Genomic DNA, 17699 nt, shown 5'->3' with positions numbered 1-17699 from the left:
CAATCTCACCCACGCCCACTTCAAAAGAGGCATTAGTGGTATACAGTTCGCCAGACATCTCACCCACACCAAGCTCTGCATCAACACCTTTCAGTTTGGGTAAGGTAATACGCCAAGTAACTTCAACCTCTTCGTCATCCGGTTCAATACTTAATTCTAATTCATTACCGTGTTGATCGGCCTCTAAGTGCACGCTGTTAATATCACCACCACCATAGAAAAAACTATCATCATTGGCCTCTATAACGAGCTCAACTTCGACAACCTGTGAGTTTATATCGCCTTTCACGAATTCAACTGTTCCGACGGCTGCTTCAACACTCAGCTCTGTATCTGAAGACACGTTGAATGTATGTGAACGCTTAACAACGTCTTGCGCACAAGCTGCTGAAGTCACGGTCAAACCACCGACTAAAAAAATTGCTATGGGCCATACTTTATTTTTCATCATGTTGCTTTCCTTTCTATGTTATTTTTGTAGCTGACGTTCCAAACATCGTGAACAGGTCAAACTAAACAGTTATGTTGTAGTAAAGATTTAGCAAAGCGTGTGCCAAAGTTATTTTTTCTTTTAAATACAGAAACTTAGATAAATTTTATAGCTTTAGTGCAATGCTTCTATTTTTTCCAACCACCAAAATTTAGTTAAATCCGCTAACAGTTAAGATAAATGACAAACAACCTAATGCCCCAAACCATCGCTCATATACACACACCTTTTCCTGAAAAGTTTTCTGTACCGCGCCAACCAGGACTCGCTACCCACGTTCAGGGCATCATCAAGCCTTGCGGTGATTACGATTATCCCGCAGCGTTCAGCGGAATCGAGCAACACAGTCATCTTTGGTTAGTGTTCCAGTTTCATCACAACAAAGGCTCACAGTGGCAGGCACAAGTGAGACCACCGCGACTTGGAGGAAACCAAAAAGTCGGCGTATTTGCCACCCGCTCACCGTTTAGACCCAACAACATCGGTTTGTCGGCGGTTAAATTATTAGCGGTTAATAATGAACCGTACTTTCATTTAGTCGTCGCCGGTGCCGATTTAGTTGACGGCACTCCCTTAATCGATATCAAGCCTTATATTCCGTATTGTGACAAAATAGACGACGCTAGCAGTTCGCTCGCACCCGAAGCACCGAGCGCCAGCTTAGCGGTCTTTTTTGCTCGCGATGCGGCACATTTCATAAAGCAGCAAAAAGAGACTTATCCGCAGCTTGAGTCGTTAATTGTTGAATTGCTTAGCTTTGATGTGCGTCCCGCCTACAAAAAGAACAAAACTGACAATAAAACCTACGCAAGCCGCCTATATGATTTAGATATAAAGTGGCGAGTTGTGGACAACGAAGTGACCGTAGAAAAAATTGTCCGCTATTGTCCGTAAAAGGCTTTGTCGCTTGCAGATAGGCTGTTAAACTTCCCTCCGATTTTGTTCAACTGACATAGAGATTGTTCGACCATGCGCAGCAGTCAATATTTACTATCTACTTTAAAAGAAACGCCCTCTGATGCTGAGATTGTCAGCCATCAGCTAATGCTGCGAGCCGGCATGATCCGAAAAGTGGCATCGGGACTCTACACATGGACCCCGACCGGTCTTCGTGTATTGAAGAAAGTTGAGCGTGTTGTACGCGAGGAAATGGAGCGTATCAACGCCTTAGAAATTTTAATGCCGATGGTGCAACCCGCTGACTTGTGGCAAGAGTCTGGCCGTTGGGAAGACTATGGTCCTGAACTGTTGCGTATTAAAGATCGTCATGAGCGTGATTTCTTGTTAGGTCCGACCCATGAAGAGATTATTAGTGAGTTGGTAAGAAAAGAAGTCAGTAGCTATAAACAGTTGCCTTTGACACTGTTCCAGATTCAAACCAAGTTTCGTGACGAGATTCGCCCTCGTTTTGGGGTGATGCGTGCACGCGAGTTCATGATGAAAGACGCATACTCATTCCACTTAACGGATGAGTCACTGCAGCAAGCCTATGATGAAATGTACGACGCCTATTGCCGTATCTTCCAACGCTTAGGTCTAGACTTTAGACCGGTTATTGCTGATACAGGCTCGATTGGCGGTCACGCATCGCACGAATTTCATGTCCTAGCGGGCTCAGGAGAGGATGCTATCGCGTTCTCTGATGGTTCGGACTACGCGGCGAACGTGGAGATGGCAGAGGCAATCGCTCCAAAAACTGAGCGTTCACAAGCCAGTCAAGATAAACAAGTACATGATGTTACAGGTCATGAAGTCAGTACTTTCCTGCAGCCATTAGCTGTCGATGCACAACAAGCAGTACAATGTACTTTGGTCAAAGCCAGCGATGAAGTGGAGGCTGAGGTCGTCATGTTAGTTTGGCGCGCGGACCACGAGCTGAATACCATTAAAGCTGAAAAGCTAACACAGATCGCAGCGCCCATTGAGGTGCTTGATAGCGATAAATTGATGGGTTGTCACGGCTCCTTTATCGGTCCTGTTAATGCATCAATGCCGGTCATCGTTGATCGCAGTGCCGCTGTGCTAGCCGACTTTGCTTGTGGCGCAAATAAACAGGGTCAGTGGTTGACTGGGGTCAACTGGGATCGTGATGCTGAAATCTCTGCTGTAGAAGACATTCGTAACGTTGTTGCAGGCGATCCTAGTCCATGTGGTCAAGGCACATTGCAGATTGCGCGCGGCATTGAAGTGGGTCATATTTTCCAATTAGGCAAGAAATACAGCAATGCGATGAAGGTGGGTGTATTGTCGGAAACGGGTAAACACGAAACCTTAACCATGGGTTGTTACGGAATCGGTGTTTCTCGCGTTGTCGCAGCTGCGATCGAACAATTCCACGATGACCGCGGTATCAACTGGCCAAATGAGTTAGCGCCGTTTGAGGTTGCCATTGTACCAATGAATATGCATAAGTCGGCGCGTGTACAAAAAGTTGCTAACGAACTTTATCAGCAACTTCGCGATGCCGGTTTTGATGTGCTATTCGATGATCGCAAAGAACGCCCAGGTGTTATGTTTACCGATATGGAATTGATCGGTGTGCCGCATCAAATCGTCATTGGTGAACGTAATCTCGATGAAGAAATGGTCGAGTATCAATCACGTAGTGACCGTGACAAACAAAAAATGCCGATTAACAGCGTGCTTGAATTTTTGAATCAGACCTTGCGCAACGCATAATCACACTAAAAACCCCGCAAATGCGGGGTTTTTTATCAGCTTAACTTTCCTGTCCCGCCAATGGCTCGACATAGTGCAAATGCATATCCCACGGAAAGTGAATCCAAGTTTCTTGTTCAAGATCAGCGACATAATCGTCTACTAACTCAATACCCGCAGGCTTAGCGTAAACGGTGATAAACTTTGCCTTAGGCAAGCGTTTACGTAAAAACTTCAAGGTATTGCCCGTATCAACAAGATCGTCGACAACCAAGAAGCCCTCTCCATCTTCAGTGGCTGATACGTCTTTCAATAACGCCAACTCATCTTTTTGCTGATCGTGTGCATAGGAACTGACCGCAACACAGTCAACAGTACGTAAGTTTAATTCACGTGCAATAATCGCAGCTGGAACTAAACCGCCACGACTCACCGCGATTACACCTTTATATTGTTCAGCGGGTAACTGGCGGTGTGCCAACTCTCGTGTAGCGCGATGTAGTTCTTCCCAAGAAACAAAAAACTCTCTATTTGAGTGCCAACCCATAATCTGTTACCCCAACCAAATAAATTTACTAATAAATAATAACGCCAATAATACCACGCTAACGGTTAACTCTTTAGTCTTACCGGCCAGAAGCTTAATAACGACGTAACTGATAAACCCAAGCGCAATACCATCTGCGATAGAAAACGTGAGTGGTGTCATGAGTAGCACCACCATCACCGGTGCTGCTTCGGTAATGTCATTCCAATCAACATCCTGCAAAGTAAACAACATCAATACTGCGACATAAATAATTGCGCCGGCTGTTGCATACGGTGGAATCATGCCGGCTAATGGCGAGAAAAACATCGCTAAAAGAAACAAAACGCCGACCACCACTGCTGCAAGTCCCGTTTTACCGCCTGAGGCGACACCTGCGGCCGATTCGACATAACTGGTGGTAGTCGACGTACCCATCATTGAGCCAGCGACTGTCGCCGTGCTGTCGGCCATCAAAGCCCGCTCTAAACGAGGAAGACTACCATCCCTTTTAGCCAGTCCGGCCTTCTGAGCAACCGCCAATAACGTACCTGAGGTGTCGAACAAGTCGACAAACAAGAACGCAAAAATGACCGATAGCATACCTAAGTCAAATGCAGCCTCGATGTTCATCTGCATAAAAGTCGGTGCCAAGCTAGGCGGCATCGAAGCTATACCTTTAAAATCTACGTAACCTAGGACCCAGGCGATTAAGGTGATAGCAAGAATACTCATCAACGCAGCACCTTGAACACCTCGTGCTGCCAGTCCAATAATCGTAAAGAAACCAAACGCCGCGAGAATAACCGATGGATCGCCTAAGTGACCTAAAGTCACGATGGTGGCATCATTAGCCACCACAATATTCGCGTTCTTTAATCCAATAAGTGCTAAAAACGCGCCAATTCCCGCAGCGATCGCTCGCCGCAAGGTCATTGGAATGGACTGGATGATCCATTCGCGCACGCGAAAAACCGATAATATAAAGAAAGTAATACCAGAGAAAAACACAGCACCAAGGGCAGTCTGCCAATCGTACCCCATGCCGCCAACGACCGAATAGGTAAAAAACGCATTGAGCCCCATGCCGGGTGCTAAGGCGACTGGATAGTTAGCCCAAAACCCCATCACAAAACAACCTATTGCAGCAGCTAGACATGTGGCAACAAAAACGGCTCCGTAATCCATCCCAGCTTCACTCAGAATCGATGGGTTCACAAAAATAATATAAGCCATGGTTAAGAAGGTCGTAGCGCCGCCAATCACTTCCTTTTTCACCGAACTACCGCGACTGTAAAAGCCAAACCACTTATCTAACCAAGCCGCCACTGCTTGCATGAAATTCCCACCCTATTTGTGCAACAAATGCGATTTTTGGATTGAGCTTAAAAGCCGCGTATTCTATCCTATCGGGCAATAATTATGAATGCAGTATAAGGAATGAATCATGCCAACCGTATATTTTGTTGATGCCGAGGGTGGTCAACACGAGGCCGAAGTTGATGTAGGCACCAATGTCATGGAAGCCGCTACCGAAAATTTCATCGATGGGATCGTCGGTGAATGTGGGGGCGTTCTCTCATGTGCCACCTGTCATGTTTATGTCGACAAAGCTTGGTTAAGTAAATTACCTCAGGCCTCTGAGCAAGAAGAAGACATGCTCGATATGGCAATAGATCCGGAAGATAACAGCCGCCTGAGTTGTCAGATAGAAATGACTGAAGAGCTTGATGGTCTCGTTGTCCACCTACCAAAGCGTCAGTTTTAATCGACCGCTTCAATGCGCACGACTACCTCGTCATGATAACCCGTAATAACGGAAATCATGCCGGACCAAGCGTGGTCGAGCGCATCATCTCCTGAATCGATTCGCAGCGGACGCCCTTCCAAACCTTTTAATTTACTTTTTGTGGCGACTAACCAAACATTTTCTCGCCCCACCGCGTCTAAAACACGTGGACTTAATTGCTGGTTTCCGCGACCAATCACATGACCTTGACCACCAATCACAGTGAGCAGCAGCTTAACCTGCCCTGAAGAAACCTGCTTCACACGCTCATAGAGCTCTGATTCGGTCAGATCCTGTGCCAAAACATCGCCATCGTGGACCCAGTCAACACCGAGCAACGTATTATTCAATCCCATGTCTTCCATAATGGCGTTAATGGTTGAACCAGAACCAACAATTAAATGTTCGTCATCAAGGCGCTCTTCAACTTCGGCGGCTATATCCGCCAACACCAGCTCATCGCTCTCTTTGCCTCCCATTTTCACCGCTTGGATATACTGCAACTCGTCAGGCACTAACATCTCGCCAAAACGTTTCGCTTTTACCGTACCTTGACGAAATAAATCTTCGTCAATATCCATTACATCTGCATAACGGACACTGGATAGACCACCACTTATCATATTTTCTAAAACTCGAGATGCGGCTTTAGGACTAATACTGTATACACCTGAGTGAATTTTCACCCCCGCAGGAATACCGAGCACCAACTGTTCCGGCTTAATCGCAGTGTAGACATCACGAGCAGTTCCATCACCGCCGGCAAATACAATCACATCGGGATTGTGTTCTTGAATGGCTCTGATCGCAGCCTGTGTATCAGTCGCTTCTGTTTGTTGCGCTTGGGGTTGATATGCAATGTTATAATCAAAGCCCAACCCTGCGACGGCGTCAGCTCCCATAGACCCTGCTGCCGTTACAAAGTGGATCTGGTTGGCTAGATACTGCAGTTGCTGCAACGCCGTCGTTACTCGATGATTGGCTTTTGGCGTTGCACCTAACGCGAGTGCTGTTTGGCGAGTATGCTCGCCGTCACTTCCTTTCAGTGCAACAGCACCACCAATACCTGCAAAAGGGTTTATCACTAATCCAATCGAGAAACGACGGCTGTACTGCATGTATTAACTAAGCTCCATTCTCATCCGCAGACTCTTCGATAGCTTCGCCTGCATCTTCGACATCTTGTCCCATGCCCTCAATAGTAGAACAACTTGCAAGACCCATTACCGCAATCAACATCGCAAAATAGCGTTTCATAATTCCTCCTCGTTGTTAACGTGCCAACGACTCGACTGAAGGCCAAGGTCGTTGGTAATAACGACATAATGCCTGAGCAAAAACTTTCGCTCTTGTCGGTAATGAAGTACGCATAAAATCGAAAAGTTGATCGCTTACTTTGCTATTAAAGGCTTGTCGATTAACCTCAACACCCGATAAGTTATCGACACTGACCTGAAACGGCACCCCGGCACAAACGGAAAATAACTTCTCGAGCGCTTGTGGCTTCACTTCGACCTTTTCAAACTGTTGCTGCTGCATTGCATTACGCCCGTCAGGCACATACCAATAACCGTAATCGAAGATATGGCGTCGCACCCGCCCAGCAATACACCAGTGCGCTACCTCATGAAGTGCTGAAGCAAAAAAGCCGTGAGCGAATACCACTTGATGATAAGTTTCACCTTCGGCGGCTGGACGATAATAGGGCTCATCGTCACCGCGCACCAATATCGTGTGCTCAGTATCTGCAAAACACTGATTAAAAATATCGACTAATTGCTGGTAGTGACGCGACTGGTGCTCACAGCTAACTTCGCTGGACGCCCGCATTCTGACCTCTATCACGTAAAAAATGATCAACTAAAACCAAAGCCATCATCGCCTCAACGATAGGAACAGCACGAATACCAACACACGGATCGTGGCGCCCTTTGGTAACGATATCAACGGCTTCACCTTCAGTCGTAATCGTTTTACCGGGAATACTAATACTTGAGGTGGGCTTAAACGCCACTTCTGCGTTTACCGTCTGCCCTGTTGAAATCCCACCGAGCACACCGCCGGCATGATTAGATTGGAATCCTTCTATGGTCATTTCGTCGCGATGTTCACTGCCGCGTTGGGTGACTACATCAAAACCATCACCCACAGCGACCGCCTTAGCCGCATTAATGCTCATCAGTGCCTTAGCAATATCCGCATCAAGCCTATCGAATACAGGCTCGCCCCAACCAACTGGTACGCCGCAGGCCTCAACGTAAATGCGTGCACCTACTGAGTCCCCCTGCTTTTTAAGCTCGCGAATTAACGCATCCATAGGCTCGACCGCATCGGGATTGGCGCAGAAAAACGCATTCCCATTAACAGCAGACCAATCTTTAACTGGCGCAACAACCGACCCCATTTGTGTTAATGCGGCACGAATGCTAATACCTTGCTGAGCCAATACCTTAGCTGCGATCGCGCCAGCCGCAACCCGCATCGCGGTCTCTCGTGCGGATGAACGACCGCCACCGCGGTAATCGCGAATACCGTATTTTTTTTGATAAGTATAATCGGCATGCCCTGGGCGAAATTGTTGCTTAATAGCGCTGTAATCTTGGCTGCGTTGGTCTTGATTGCGAATAAGTAAACCGATCGGGGTCCCCGTGGTGCGCCCTTCAAACACGCCCGACAAGATCTCAACTTGGTCAGGTTCTTGTCGCTGTGTCGTATAGCGACTGGTCCCTGGACGACGCCGGTCAAGTGCTTGCTGAATATCTTCGCAACTAAGCTCGATTCCGGCTGGGCAGCCATCGACTACTGCACCTAGCCCCACACCATGGCTCTCACCAAAAGTGCTTACTGTAAATAATTTGCCCCAGGTGTTCCCGGCCATTTCTCGCTCCTACGCCTTTCCGTAACAAGCACGATGGTGTTCGAGTTGCGCTTTATTGAGCACAAAGACACCGTGCCCGCCGCGCTCAAATTCCAACCAAATAAAGCCTGTTTCAGGATACTTCTCATCGAGTGCTGCCATTGAATTACCGACCTCACAAAATAATAAGCCGTTATCTGTTAAATGATCAGCCGCTTCTAACAACATCGTATCCACGAGGCTCAAGCCATCGTCGCCAGCCGCCAAACCTAGTTCAGGTTCATGCCGAAACTCATCTGGCAGATCAGACATATCCTCAGCGTCAACATAAGGCGGGTTAGTTACAATTAAGTCATATTGTTGACCCTGCAAGCCGGTAAATATATCCGACTGAATGGGAAAGACTTGCTCTTCAAGCCCATGTTCCCCGATGTTGAATTCAGCCACGCTCAACGCATCGGCAGAAATATCTGTCGCATCGATCTCGGCTTCTGGGAACGCGTAGGCACACGCGACCGCTATACAGCCACTGCCCGTACACATGTCCAGGACACGCTCAGGCGCGTGAGTAAGCCAGGGCTGAAAACCTTGCTCGATAAGCTCGGCGAATGGCGAACGCGGCACTAACACGCGCTCATCGACGTAGAAAGGTAAACCTGCAAACCACGCTTGATTCAAAAGATAAGCAGCTGGTTTCCTATCAGCAATGCGTTTTCCGAGCAACTCGACGTACTGTGTCTTTTCTTGCTGAGTTAAACGACAATGCCTCATATCGATGAGTTCATCGGGTGTGAGCGATAAAACGTAGCCAAGCAACGCACGCGCTTCTTCCACTGCGTTTGCATACCCATGGCCAAAGTAGGTACCTGCTTTGCCCATTTGACTAACACTCCAACGCAAAATATCGTCAATGGTGTGTAGTTCATTCACGGCTTGCTGAGTAGCTTCTGAATCCAAACTTATCCCCTGCTAGTAAATCGGTTATACTTAACTGCCGTATAAGATACCTTAAGCAGCGCTAGGAATCATCCATCATGACTTCAAAATACAAAGCAAAACTGGAAAATAGTGGCGACCAAGAGAGCCGGTCAGATGCTGACGAACATCAGCTATTTCGACAAGCTATGGCGGGTATCAAGCCGTTAAAAAATGATGAGATTGAGCCTTTATCAGCGCGACAAAAAGTCAACCGCAAGCGCCACAAACAGCAAAAACAAGCGATAAAGCAAGTTCAAGATGTGGTTAACGATACCTTCTCTGACAACTTCGAGGGCTATCTCGGTGATGATAAAATCAACTATACGGCGCCTGGAGAAAGCCGCTACTTGACGAAACAACTAAAGCGAGGCGAGTTTGCCCCCGAGATATTACTTGATTTACATGGCCTGACAGTTGCGCAAGCCAAACAAGAACTTGCTGCAATGCTGACAGCTTGCGAAAACGAGTTGATCACGTGCTGCTCAGTAATGCATGGGCATGGGACGGGGGTTCTAAAAAAGCAACTCCCTCATTGGCTTATTCAACATCCCGCGGTTCGAGCTTTCCATCAAGCGCCGCGAGCATACGGCGGCGATGCAGCCATACTTATTCTTTTGCAGTCTCCAGAATAGGTGCTAACAATGCTCGGGTTGCATCAGTTGCTGTAAGCGTCCTGTCCCCGTCTGCGGATCAAACTCAATTTCGGCGATTGCTGCCGTTGCAAAGATCGGTGGTTGCTGTGCTTTGTCGATTTCAGCAACCAAGTAACTCACTAAGGGCATATGAGTAACAATCAAAGCGGTGGTCACACCCGCTACCGAAATTTCAGCAGCAAGCTCAGTCACCGTTTCATGAACGCGCTTTTCTGGTGTTAAACAAGATAACGTTTTAAGTTGCTGGCAGTTCAACCGCTCATTCATCACGTTTTGTGTTTCTTGAGCACGCCGATAAGGGCTGGCATAGCATTGTTCCAAACTTTCACATTGCTGACTCAGCCATTCACTTGCCTGCTGGACTTCAGTAATACCTTCATCCGTAAGCCGGCGTTCGCTGTCTGGCCACGCATCAGACATTGGTTCGGCTTGACCATGTCGCATGATATAAAGCTTCATCCCAACTCCTACTTCGCCTATTCGCTCGTTCGACGTTTCGTATCCGGACGACCACCGGTCACTTTATCGGCGCGTCCTTCTTGTTTAGCCCGCTCCGCTCGCTTCTTACGTATCGCTTTTGGATCGGCTATTAGAGGACGGTAAATTTCGATGCGATCGCCATCACGCGGCTGAGCATCTAGTTTGGTCGCCTTGCTCCAAATACCCACTTTTTGTTGTTCGAGATCGATTTCAACAAATTGCTGCTGTATTCCAGACCGCTCAATACACGTTTTCACATCGGTTCCTTCTGGAACCGTGACCGTAACAATCGCTTGTCGCTCTGGCGTTGCATAAGCAACTTCAACCATCATCATCGCCATCATTAGCCATAAACCTGCTTAGCACGTTTCGCAAAGGCATCGACCATGCGCGCTGTGACTTCGCTGAATATCTTACCAAATGCCATGCCCAATAAACGGTTTGAAAACTCAAACGTTAAATCAAATTGAATTTTGCAGGCATCATCGGCAAGCGGAATGAATTGCCATCCACCGCTTAGAGATTCAAAAGGTCCATCTTCTAGCGTCATATCTATCCGCTCTGGCTTGAAAAGACGGTTGCGCGTAGTGAACCTTTTTTTAATGCCGGCCTTACTAATATCAAGACTTGCGATTTTAAAATCAGGCTCAGACTCATGCACTTGCGATCCAACACATCCCGGCACAAACTCAGGATATGATTCGATGTCGTTAACTAAATTAAACATCTGCTCAGCACTGTATGAGACAAGCGCGCTTTTTGATATGCTAGGCATGAATCCTCTATCGCTTACTTCGTTTAGCGCAATGATAACTCAAACACGTATTCATTGAAGCCCTTAAAATGAATTTTCTTTTAGTTTTTCATGGGTATAATAGTTGCCATGAGTAAGAAAAAATCACAGACAAATAGTTCGACCATCGCACTGAATAAGAAAGCACGTCACGAATACTTTCTTGAAGAAAAATTCGAGGCGGGAATCAGTCTACAAGGCTGGGAAGTTAAAAGCATTCGTGAAGGAAAGGTCAACATCCGCGACAGCTACGTCATTATGAAAAATGGCGAGGCTTATTTATTGGGAGCAGAGATCCAACCACTGACCCAAGCATCCAGTCATGTCTACTGTGAGCCCGACCGCTCTCGTAAACTACTGCTCAAGAAGAAAGAGCTTGATAAACTTATCGGTGCCTCAGAGCGCGAGGGCTTTGCTGTCGTAGCAACTGCCATGTATTGGAAGCATTGCTGGGTAAAACTGGAGTGCTACTTAGCCAAAGGCAAAAAGTCTCACGACAAACGCGATACGGTAAAAGAGCGTGATTGGCAACGTCAGAAGTCACGTATTCTTAAACACTCTGTCCGTTAATACTGCACAATGTCGGGGCGGGTCAGCAATTCTACGCGAATTGCGTTATCAAGTGGAATCACTTTAAAGTAGTCCGTCAGGTAACGCGCCTGAGTCTGAGTCACTGATGGAATCTTCGCAAAGTACGTGCCGTTATCGAGTGTCACATCAGCTCGCCAAGGCACCTCTGACTGTGTTAAATAGTTATTGAATTCACTGGGTGAAGGTGTTCTTTGCAGCCGCGATGACAAAACCTGCCAGGCATCATTGAGCATGGTAATTCGCTCTCGTAACAATGCGCCGGCAAGCCAATTTCCGCGCTGCAAAGTGATCATGTAAAAGCCAGCGGGTATCATCAAATTTGTAATAGCAAGCAGCATTAAGCCCACCGCATAGCCGTGACTAAATTTTTTCATGCTCTAGTTTGACGCGTTGCAGCTTAAGTAACAGGGTAAGCAGTCGCTCATCCTCGTCCGGTAAACGTTGTAGTTCCGTGCGCGCCCGCATCAAGGTTGCTGTAGTTTGTCGCAACTCTGTTAATGCCAAGTTATGCCAGACATCGGCCTCATGAGGATTGAGCTTCACGGATTGTTTGTAAGCTTCTCTCGCGGCCTCAAGCCGATGCTGACGCAAATGAATGTTCCCCATTAACCGCCAGCTATCAGCACTCCCTGCACCATTCTGATGGAGCGCATTTAGCTGTTGTTCAGCGGACAGTAGGTCGCCCTGCTCATACCACGATTTAGCACTACCTAGCTGGTACTGAGCGTACTGAGGGGACTGTGGAGTGCTCGCGCACGCCGTCAACGATAATGCGAATAGCCCAGCGATTCTTCTCATTTTGTCTCCTTTCTAACTGAAATTGTAAGTCAATCCATGACTCAAGCGGATACGGGCACAGCGCGCAGACCTCAATGAGTGTTTGCGCCCGTGGCTGCCAGTAAACTCGGTTTGGCTCTAGCATTCGTTTAATCGCGATAACTCGAGCATGCGCATCCAAAGCGACAACATCGATAGGAAAGCGCAAACCGAAAGTATGCACGGTTTGACAGCGGGGAAACCAAAAGGCACTTAAAGGCGTCAGTTCTCGTACTCCCGTTACTCCACGAAAGCGCTCTCTAAAGCCGGTCAAATAGTGAGTATCCGGCCACAATAGCTCACTGAACATTAGTAACCCCCTTGGTATAACTGAATAAATATGGGACCCAAAATGACCAAGAAATTGACCGGAAAAAAGCAACTGAGTAATGGAAGCAAGAGTTTTACAGGCGCTTCCTGCGCTTTCTTCTCTGCTAAATTGAGCTGTTCATCTCTTAGCTGCTCAGAGAAAAACAGCAGCGCCTCTGTTAAACTGTTGCCTTGTTGGTAACCTCTGTTTAGCAACTTGCACCACTCACTGAGCGCGTTCACGCGATAAAGATCAGCTAAACCTGTGAAGGCACTGGTTAGATCTCGTCCACGTCTAATTTGCTGTCCCACATAGCTGATTTCGTTAGCCAGGTAACCCATACTAGATGCTTTAGACACTCGGTCTAACGCTGGAATCAAAGGCAGTCCAGACGCCAACATCATCGCGAGCAAATCGCTAAAGTCGGGTAGTTCCCGATATATTCGGGCTTGTTTACTACGAAATTGCCGCTGACCACGTTGTATGATGAATGCAGTAAGTAAAGTTAACATCATCATTAACCAGCTCAACTGTAAAACGAGACTCACTAAAGCGAGCAGTGCGATGACGCATGCAAAAGTGACCACACGCACCTGAAAATTATCGGCTTGCTGCTCTAAATCAAACCAGCGACGTAACATCACACGTGTTCGCACCGGTATTTTTTGATACAACATGTCGCAAACCGATTCCCACCATTGCCCAAGGCGAAGTCTACGCATTAGCCAAATTAGCAATGCACTCGTAAGACAACACAACAAAAATAGGCAAACAACAATGACAATCAACTGCATCAGAAATCATCGGTATTTAAAATTCGCTTAACCATCATCGCACCTATGAGCGTCAACACAATTGCCACGCCGAGTGCAACCTGACCTATCAAGGTGTTCGTTAGATAAGCCGTATGTGTCGGCTTCATCCAGTTAAGCAGCAAGAATAACGCCAGCGGCATACAGATAAGCACCCAAGCTTGCATCCGTCCCTGTGCCGATAGCGCTTGCTGCCGGTCGCGTACCTTTTGTTGCTGACCCAAATTTTCAGCCAACCGACGAAGCACTTGCGATTGTTGTCCACCGTTGCGATAACCCAGCGTGAGCGCTTGCACGACCAACGTGATGCTAAAAATTGGTACTCGACGTTGCCAGTCAGTCAGCGCGGTTGGTAAGTCATCACCCAACCTGACTTGACGTATAAGCTCGTTGACCTCTTGCCCCAACGGCGCTTCAAATTCATCAAATAAACTCGTTACCGCATTCACCATACTCATACCAGACTTAAGTTGATTGGATAGATTCATTAGCAGCATGGGCAGCTGTCTTTGCAACGCACGATAGCGCTTATTTCTCATTCTTCGATAGAGAACTGGAGGCGACACTACGCATACCAGCAGGGTCACTAGCGCTGCCTTGCCTCCCCACACCAAACCCGCTAATAAAGGTAAACTAGCGCACGCAAACAAGTAGCCTCGAATCAGCCACTTAACGGGTAAAAATACAAAAAACTCTTGTAGTGAGCGCTGCGTATGTTGAGCAAGCGTCCCCTCGAATGCTTGAATTCGATTCTTGTTGAGCTGACGCATCCACGCCAGCCACACGACGGTAGTCATTAGAACGCAGCCAACGACAGCGATTAACATCACCTTACTCCATCAGCGTTTGAGCAATTTTCTCTTTCACTTCTGACGCTTGTGACGCGGCGAATCGCGCGGGCATTCCCTGACTAACTAAGCCCGATTTTCCTCGTTCACGAGCAAATAAGGCACCAATTTGCAATGTTTCACCATCTATTCCGGTTACTTCATCAATGCTGGTTACGACGCGTTCACCTGTACTTAAACGAGCGGTTTGAACGATGATGTCAACCGCACTTGCAATCTGCTGTCGAATGGCAAACACAGGCAAGTCCATAGACCCCATCAAAACCATAATTTCCAACCGCCGCACGGCATCTCGTGCGGTGTTTGCATGGACGGTGCTTAGTGACCCCGCATGCCCCGTATTCATCGCCTGTAACATATCAAGTGCCTCAGCACCACGACACTCACCCACCACAATACGATCAGGACGCATACGCAATGAGTTAATAACTAAATCGCGAATGTGAATCGCCCCTTTGCCTTCTTGGTTCTTCGGGCGAGCCTCAAGACTGACCAAGTTTTGATGCTGTAATCGAAGCTCCGCAGCATCCTCAATAGTAACGATTCGCTCATTACTCGGAATGAAGGAAGACAACGTATTGAGCAATGTTGTTTTACCACTCCCCGTTCCTCCGGAAATAATAATATTCTGTCGGCATTCAACGGCCAGTTTGAGAAATTCGGCAGCTTTAGGTGATAGCGATTTATAGTTAATTAAATCATCAATGGTTAAGGGCTTTGCGGAAAACTTCCGAATAGTAATACAGCTCCCTTTTACGGCTAGAGGTTGTAAGACCGCGTTCACACGAGATCCATCCGGTAGGCGTGCATCGACCATCGGTGAGGAATCGTCGATATGCCGCCCCAGTGGTAACACTATTCGCTCAATCACGCGACGTAGGCTCGGCTCATCACTAAACGTTAAGCCCGAATCTGCAAGCCTACCTGAACGCTCAATAAAAATTTGATCGTGACGATTAACCATAATCTCAGAAACGCTATCATCCCGTAATAAAGTCTCGATGGGACCTAGGCCCAGAACTTCGTCAATCACGTCAGCCACCGCTCCTTCCGAGACTTCACTTTGTTGCGAGTGCAAATCCAGTAAATAGCGTTTCGCGTGTTCTCGTAACTGATTTGCTGGCATATCTTGAAGCCCGCTTTGGCGTTGCTGCAAATGATTTTTCAATGCTTGTCTAAGTTGTTGCTTATTCATCCTCACTCCTTGAGTCCAATACAACCCGCTTGTAAATACCATTCCTTTGCTTGTTGCTGATGGCGCTGTTTCAGTTGATGGCGCTGTTGGTCATAAGCAACAATTTCGCTGGTGACAAAAATCAGTAATTCGGTATGTTGGTTTCGCTGACCACGATGTTTAAATACCTCTCCTGCGATAGGTAACTGCTTTAATCCAGGTAGACCCGCCTCTGACTCACTACTATCCGTACTTAACAACCCTGACAAAACCACAGTTTCGCCGTGTCGCGAGCTTAGTACAGCCTCTGTTCGACGGGTCAAGATGCCTGGAACACCGTTGACTTCTACCGCCGGATCGATATTTGAGACCTCGGCACTCAGTTTGGCTGTAATTTTACTTTCAGCAGACACCGTAGGCTCGATTGTTAGGCGTACACCGTACTCTCGAAAGCTCACGTCCTGCATACCTTGTCCTACCACTTGTGGAATCGGTATTTCACCACCGGCAAGAAATGAGGCGGGCTGTCCACTCTGTGTAGTCAAAACGGGGGTAGCGAGCAATTTTGCAGCGCCTTGCTGTTCGAGTAGTTGAATGTTTGACATCAGAAGAGGACTCCACTGCACGCCCCCTTGACGGCCCCACTGCCAATTCGGGCCGTCTATTTGCGAGTCCCATTGAATACCTAACTGCTGCACAAACTGTTGCTTTATCTCCAAAATAGTGACTTTGAGTCTAAGCATTGGGTGGTCGACACGCGTCGACACGGTTCGGTCAATTATGTTCGGATAAGGTTCGATAAGCTTCTTGAGTGCCGTTCTTTCTAGCGCTGGTAAACTTCCGCTCAGTTCGATGTGCTGACCCTCTTCATGCACATTAAAATTCGGATAATCCCGTGCCCAGGTTTTTAAACGCGTAACGATAGTTTTCGGCACCGCATGCACAATGGTGATAACGACACGTTTATCGTTCGGTCCGATCAACCACATATCGGTAGTACCTGGCAATAAACCACGAACTAAGAGCGTATCTTGCGAGATCAATTTGGCTTGTGCTAGCGCTTCATCAGCAATCATCACTTGTGTGCTGGGTGTGATAGTTAATAGTTCGCTTTGGCCCACCGTTAAGGTCAAGTTTTCGGTGGTGACCGCATTACTGGTTTGAACCCAAGCAGCAAAGAGTATAATAAGTATTCGCTTTACCATCCTATCAATGCTCCTACCAATCTAAAATTGCTGAACGACGCTCGTATGTCTGCCATGGTTGCCGCTTACCGGTGGAACGAACCCACCACTGTATGCCATCACCGATCATCTGCCCTAACCGGAACCGTTGCTTTGCCGAGACCGCCAAAGTAACCGACATCCCTTGACCAAGATCAGTCCCATTTACGGAGAGCACGCGAAGATTCTCCACCACACTTAAGCTATCTTGCATTGGTTTTTTACTGACTAAGTCAACACGATCATCGGGTTGCAACTGTCCATCGTGTAATTGCATCAGGTCGACCGGTAGGGTAATCGCCCAGTGGTTTTCAGGTAAGCGATCGGCCATCCGCTTTTGATAGTTCAACTCGAATTGAGTCTCTTCAACGGGTGAACCTGCGGTTACTGCGCGTTTGATAGGTAGATCTAAGATCGTGCCGACATAGTCTTCTGTCATCCAGCCTGGGTTAACTAAATGAGCCGGATACTGACGTAGCGATAGCATCGAAGCATCAACCAAGGTGCCGGCCTTTAAGTCTTGGTTAAATACCACGATAGCTTGTTCAGGAGGTGTCTCAGCCTTCAAACGTTTAGCCGTCTCGTAGTTAAGGTATGAGCGCAATAACCACAAGGTGAAAGCCGTCAACACAATACTCATGAGCAATAAAATGACCCATTGCTTTTTCGCTTTCACATTCCACTCCCTGGTACAAAGCTAA

Annotated in this window: 24 protein-coding genes; 5 read left to right on the top strand and 19 right to left on the bottom strand. The window is 47.4% G+C overall.

Annotated elements, in window-relative coordinates:
- Positions 1 to 451: hypothetical protein (locus tag ABNS04_RS05815; RefSeq protein WP_348671223.1), on the bottom strand; the 451-nt coding region annotated here is incomplete at its 3' end.
- Between the two features lie 219 nt (positions 452 to 670).
- On the opposite strand from ABNS04_RS05815, the gene tsaA reads away from it, so the two are divergent.
- Positions 671 to 1384: a tRNA (N6-threonylcarbamoyladenosine(37)-N6)-methyltransferase TrmO gene (gene tsaA, locus ABNS04_RS05810; protein ID WP_272977643.1), complete on the top strand. Its 714-nt coding sequence runs from the start codon at positions 671 to 673 to the stop codon at positions 1382 to 1384.
- A gap of 75 nt (positions 1385 to 1459) precedes the next feature.
- The gene (locus ABNS04_RS05805) at positions 1460 to 3169 is read left to right on the top strand and encodes a proline--tRNA ligase (protein ID WP_272977644.1); all 1710 of its coding nucleotides are present in this window, start codon (positions 1460 to 1462) and stop codon (positions 3167 to 3169) included.
- A 40-nt stretch (positions 3170 to 3209) separates the two neighbouring features.
- Here ABNS04_RS05805 and gpt read toward each other — a convergent pair whose 3' ends face one another.
- Both gpt and ABNS04_RS05795 read right to left on the bottom strand, forming a co-directional pair.
- Positions 3210 to 3695, bottom strand: a complete 486-nt coding sequence (gene gpt, locus ABNS04_RS05800; RefSeq protein ID WP_006955255.1) for a xanthine phosphoribosyltransferase — start codon at positions 3693 to 3695, stop codon at positions 3210 to 3212.
- Positions 3696 to 3701: 6 nt separating this feature from the next.
- Positions 3702 to 5012 carry an NCS2 family permease gene (locus ABNS04_RS05795; protein WP_272977645.1) on the bottom strand — a complete coding sequence of 437 codons (1311 nt, stop codon included), beginning with the start codon at positions 5010 to 5012 and terminating at the stop codon, positions 3702 to 3704.
- 109 nt (positions 5013 to 5121) lie between these two features.
- Here ABNS04_RS05795 and ABNS04_RS05790 point away from each other — a divergent pair, with 109 nt between their 5' ends.
- Positions 5122 to 5442 carry a 2Fe-2S iron-sulfur cluster-binding protein gene (locus ABNS04_RS05790; RefSeq protein WP_006955253.1) on the top strand — a complete coding sequence of 107 codons (321 nt, stop codon included), beginning with the start codon at positions 5122 to 5124 and terminating at the stop codon, positions 5440 to 5442.
- Here the strand turns inward: ABNS04_RS05790 and ABNS04_RS05785 are convergent.
- The 5 genes from ABNS04_RS05785 to prmB are packed head-to-tail and all read right to left on the bottom strand — an operon-like array spanning position 5439 to position 9277.
- Positions 5439 to 6581 carry an ATP-NAD kinase family protein gene (locus ABNS04_RS05785; RefSeq protein WP_006955252.1) on the bottom strand — a complete coding sequence of 381 codons (1143 nt, stop codon included), beginning with the start codon at positions 6579 to 6581 and terminating at the stop codon, positions 5439 to 5441. The two genes, ABNS04_RS05790 and ABNS04_RS05785, sit on opposite strands and share 4 nt — an antisense overlap.
- A 7-nt stretch (positions 6582 to 6588) precedes the next feature.
- Complete coding sequence (locus ABNS04_RS05780; protein WP_006955251.1) at positions 6589 to 6720, bottom strand: entericidin A/B family lipoprotein; 132 nt, start codon at positions 6718 to 6720, stop codon at positions 6589 to 6591.
- Positions 6721 to 6735: 15 nt separating this feature from the next.
- A complete protein-coding gene (locus tag ABNS04_RS05775) occupies positions 6736 to 7293 on the bottom strand; it encodes an elongation factor P hydroxylase (RefSeq protein WP_272977646.1) in 558 nt (185 codons plus the stop codon).
- A complete protein-coding gene (gene aroC / locus ABNS04_RS05770; protein ID WP_006955249.1) occupies positions 7271 to 8341 on the bottom strand; it encodes a chorismate synthase in 1071 nt (356 codons plus the stop codon). Before aroC ends, ABNS04_RS05775 begins: the two co-directional genes overlap by 23 nt.
- 9 nt (positions 8342 to 8350) lie before the next feature.
- Positions 8351 to 9277: a 50S ribosomal protein L3 N(5)-glutamine methyltransferase gene (gene prmB, locus ABNS04_RS05765; RefSeq protein ID WP_006955248.1), complete on the bottom strand. Its 927-nt coding sequence runs from the start codon at positions 9275 to 9277 to the stop codon at positions 8351 to 8353.
- 77 nt (positions 9278 to 9354) lie between these two features.
- On the opposite strand from prmB, the gene smrB reads away from it, so the two are divergent.
- Positions 9355 to 9930 carry an endonuclease SmrB gene (gene smrB / locus ABNS04_RS05760; RefSeq protein WP_272977647.1) on the top strand — a complete coding sequence of 192 codons (576 nt, stop codon included), beginning with the start codon at positions 9355 to 9357 and terminating at the stop codon, positions 9928 to 9930.
- 3 nt (positions 9931 to 9933) lie between these two features.
- On the opposite strand, the gene sixA is transcribed toward smrB, so the two are convergent.
- Genes sixA through ABNS04_RS05745 form a run of 3 tightly spaced genes read right to left on the bottom strand, consistent with a single transcriptional unit; the run spans position 9934 to position 11206 of the window.
- Positions 9934 to 10410 (bottom strand): phosphohistidine phosphatase SixA, encoded by a 477-nt coding sequence (sixA, locus tag ABNS04_RS05755; protein WP_006955246.1) that lies wholly within the window; start codon positions 10408 to 10410, stop codon positions 9934 to 9936.
- A 17-nt stretch (positions 10411 to 10427) separates the two neighbouring features.
- Positions 10428 to 10775, bottom strand: coding sequence for an RnfH family protein (locus ABNS04_RS05750; protein WP_006955245.1), 348 nt, complete (start codon positions 10773 to 10775; stop codon positions 10428 to 10430).
- Positions 10775 to 11206: a type II toxin-antitoxin system RatA family toxin gene (locus ABNS04_RS05745; RefSeq protein ID WP_006955244.1), complete on the bottom strand. Its 432-nt coding sequence runs from the start codon at positions 11204 to 11206 to the stop codon at positions 10775 to 10777. Before ABNS04_RS05745 ends, ABNS04_RS05750 begins: the two co-directional genes overlap by 1 nt.
- 108 nt (positions 11207 to 11314) lie before the next feature.
- Here ABNS04_RS05745 and smpB point away from each other — a divergent pair, with 108 nt between their 5' ends.
- A complete protein-coding gene (smpB, locus tag ABNS04_RS05740) occupies positions 11315 to 11794 on the top strand; it encodes an SsrA-binding protein SmpB (RefSeq protein WP_006955243.1) in 480 nt (159 codons plus the stop codon).
- Here the strand turns inward: smpB and ABNS04_RS05735 are convergent.
- The 8 genes from ABNS04_RS05735 to cpaB form a co-directional block, all read right to left on the bottom strand.
- Positions 11791 to 12189: a hypothetical protein gene (locus tag ABNS04_RS05735; protein WP_272977648.1), complete on the bottom strand. Its 399-nt coding sequence runs from the start codon at positions 12187 to 12189 to the stop codon at positions 11791 to 11793. The two genes, smpB and ABNS04_RS05735, sit on opposite strands and share 4 nt — an antisense overlap.
- On the bottom strand, positions 12176 to 12613 hold the full coding sequence (locus tag ABNS04_RS05730; protein WP_083773239.1) for a tetratricopeptide repeat protein: 438 nt from the start codon (positions 12611 to 12613) through the stop codon (positions 12176 to 12178). The genes ABNS04_RS05735 and ABNS04_RS05730 overlap by 14 nt, the downstream gene beginning before the upstream one ends.
- Positions 12522 to 12941: a DUF192 domain-containing protein gene (locus ABNS04_RS05725; protein ID WP_286681750.1), complete on the bottom strand. Its 420-nt coding sequence runs from the start codon at positions 12939 to 12941 to the stop codon at positions 12522 to 12524. Before ABNS04_RS05725 ends, ABNS04_RS05730 begins: the two co-directional genes overlap by 92 nt.
- Positions 12941 to 13618, bottom strand: coding sequence for a type II secretion system F family protein (locus tag ABNS04_RS05720; RefSeq protein ID WP_050749978.1), 678 nt, complete (start codon positions 13616 to 13618; stop codon positions 12941 to 12943). The genes ABNS04_RS05725 and ABNS04_RS05720 overlap by 1 nt, the downstream gene beginning before the upstream one ends.
- A gap of 116 nt (positions 13619 to 13734) precedes the next feature.
- Positions 13735 to 14580 carry a type II secretion system F family protein gene (locus ABNS04_RS05715; RefSeq protein WP_006955238.1) on the bottom strand — a complete coding sequence of 282 codons (846 nt, stop codon included), beginning with the start codon at positions 14578 to 14580 and terminating at the stop codon, positions 13735 to 13737.
- 4 nt (positions 14581 to 14584) lie between these two features.
- Complete coding sequence (locus tag ABNS04_RS05710; RefSeq protein ID WP_006955237.1) at positions 14585 to 15796, bottom strand: CpaF family protein; 1212 nt, start codon at positions 15794 to 15796, stop codon at positions 14585 to 14587.
- A 2-nt stretch (positions 15797 to 15798) separates the two neighbouring features.
- Positions 15799 to 16980, bottom strand: a complete 1182-nt coding sequence (locus ABNS04_RS05705) for a Flp pilus assembly protein CpaC (protein WP_006955236.1) — start codon at positions 16978 to 16980, stop codon at positions 15799 to 15801.
- A gap of 13 nt (positions 16981 to 16993) precedes the next feature.
- Positions 16994 to 17674: a Flp pilus assembly protein CpaB gene (gene cpaB / locus ABNS04_RS05700; protein WP_272978266.1), complete on the bottom strand. Its 681-nt coding sequence runs from the start codon at positions 17672 to 17674 to the stop codon at positions 16994 to 16996.
- Positions 17675 to 17699: the final 25 nt, after the last annotated feature.

The organism is uncultured Idiomarina sp. (assembly GCF_964010655.1).
GTDB lineage: Bacteria > Pseudomonadota > Gammaproteobacteria > Enterobacterales > Alteromonadaceae > Idiomarina > Idiomarina baltica.
Note: the sequence above shows the minus strand (reverse complement) of the source record. Positions and strands in the feature narration are given on the sequence as shown.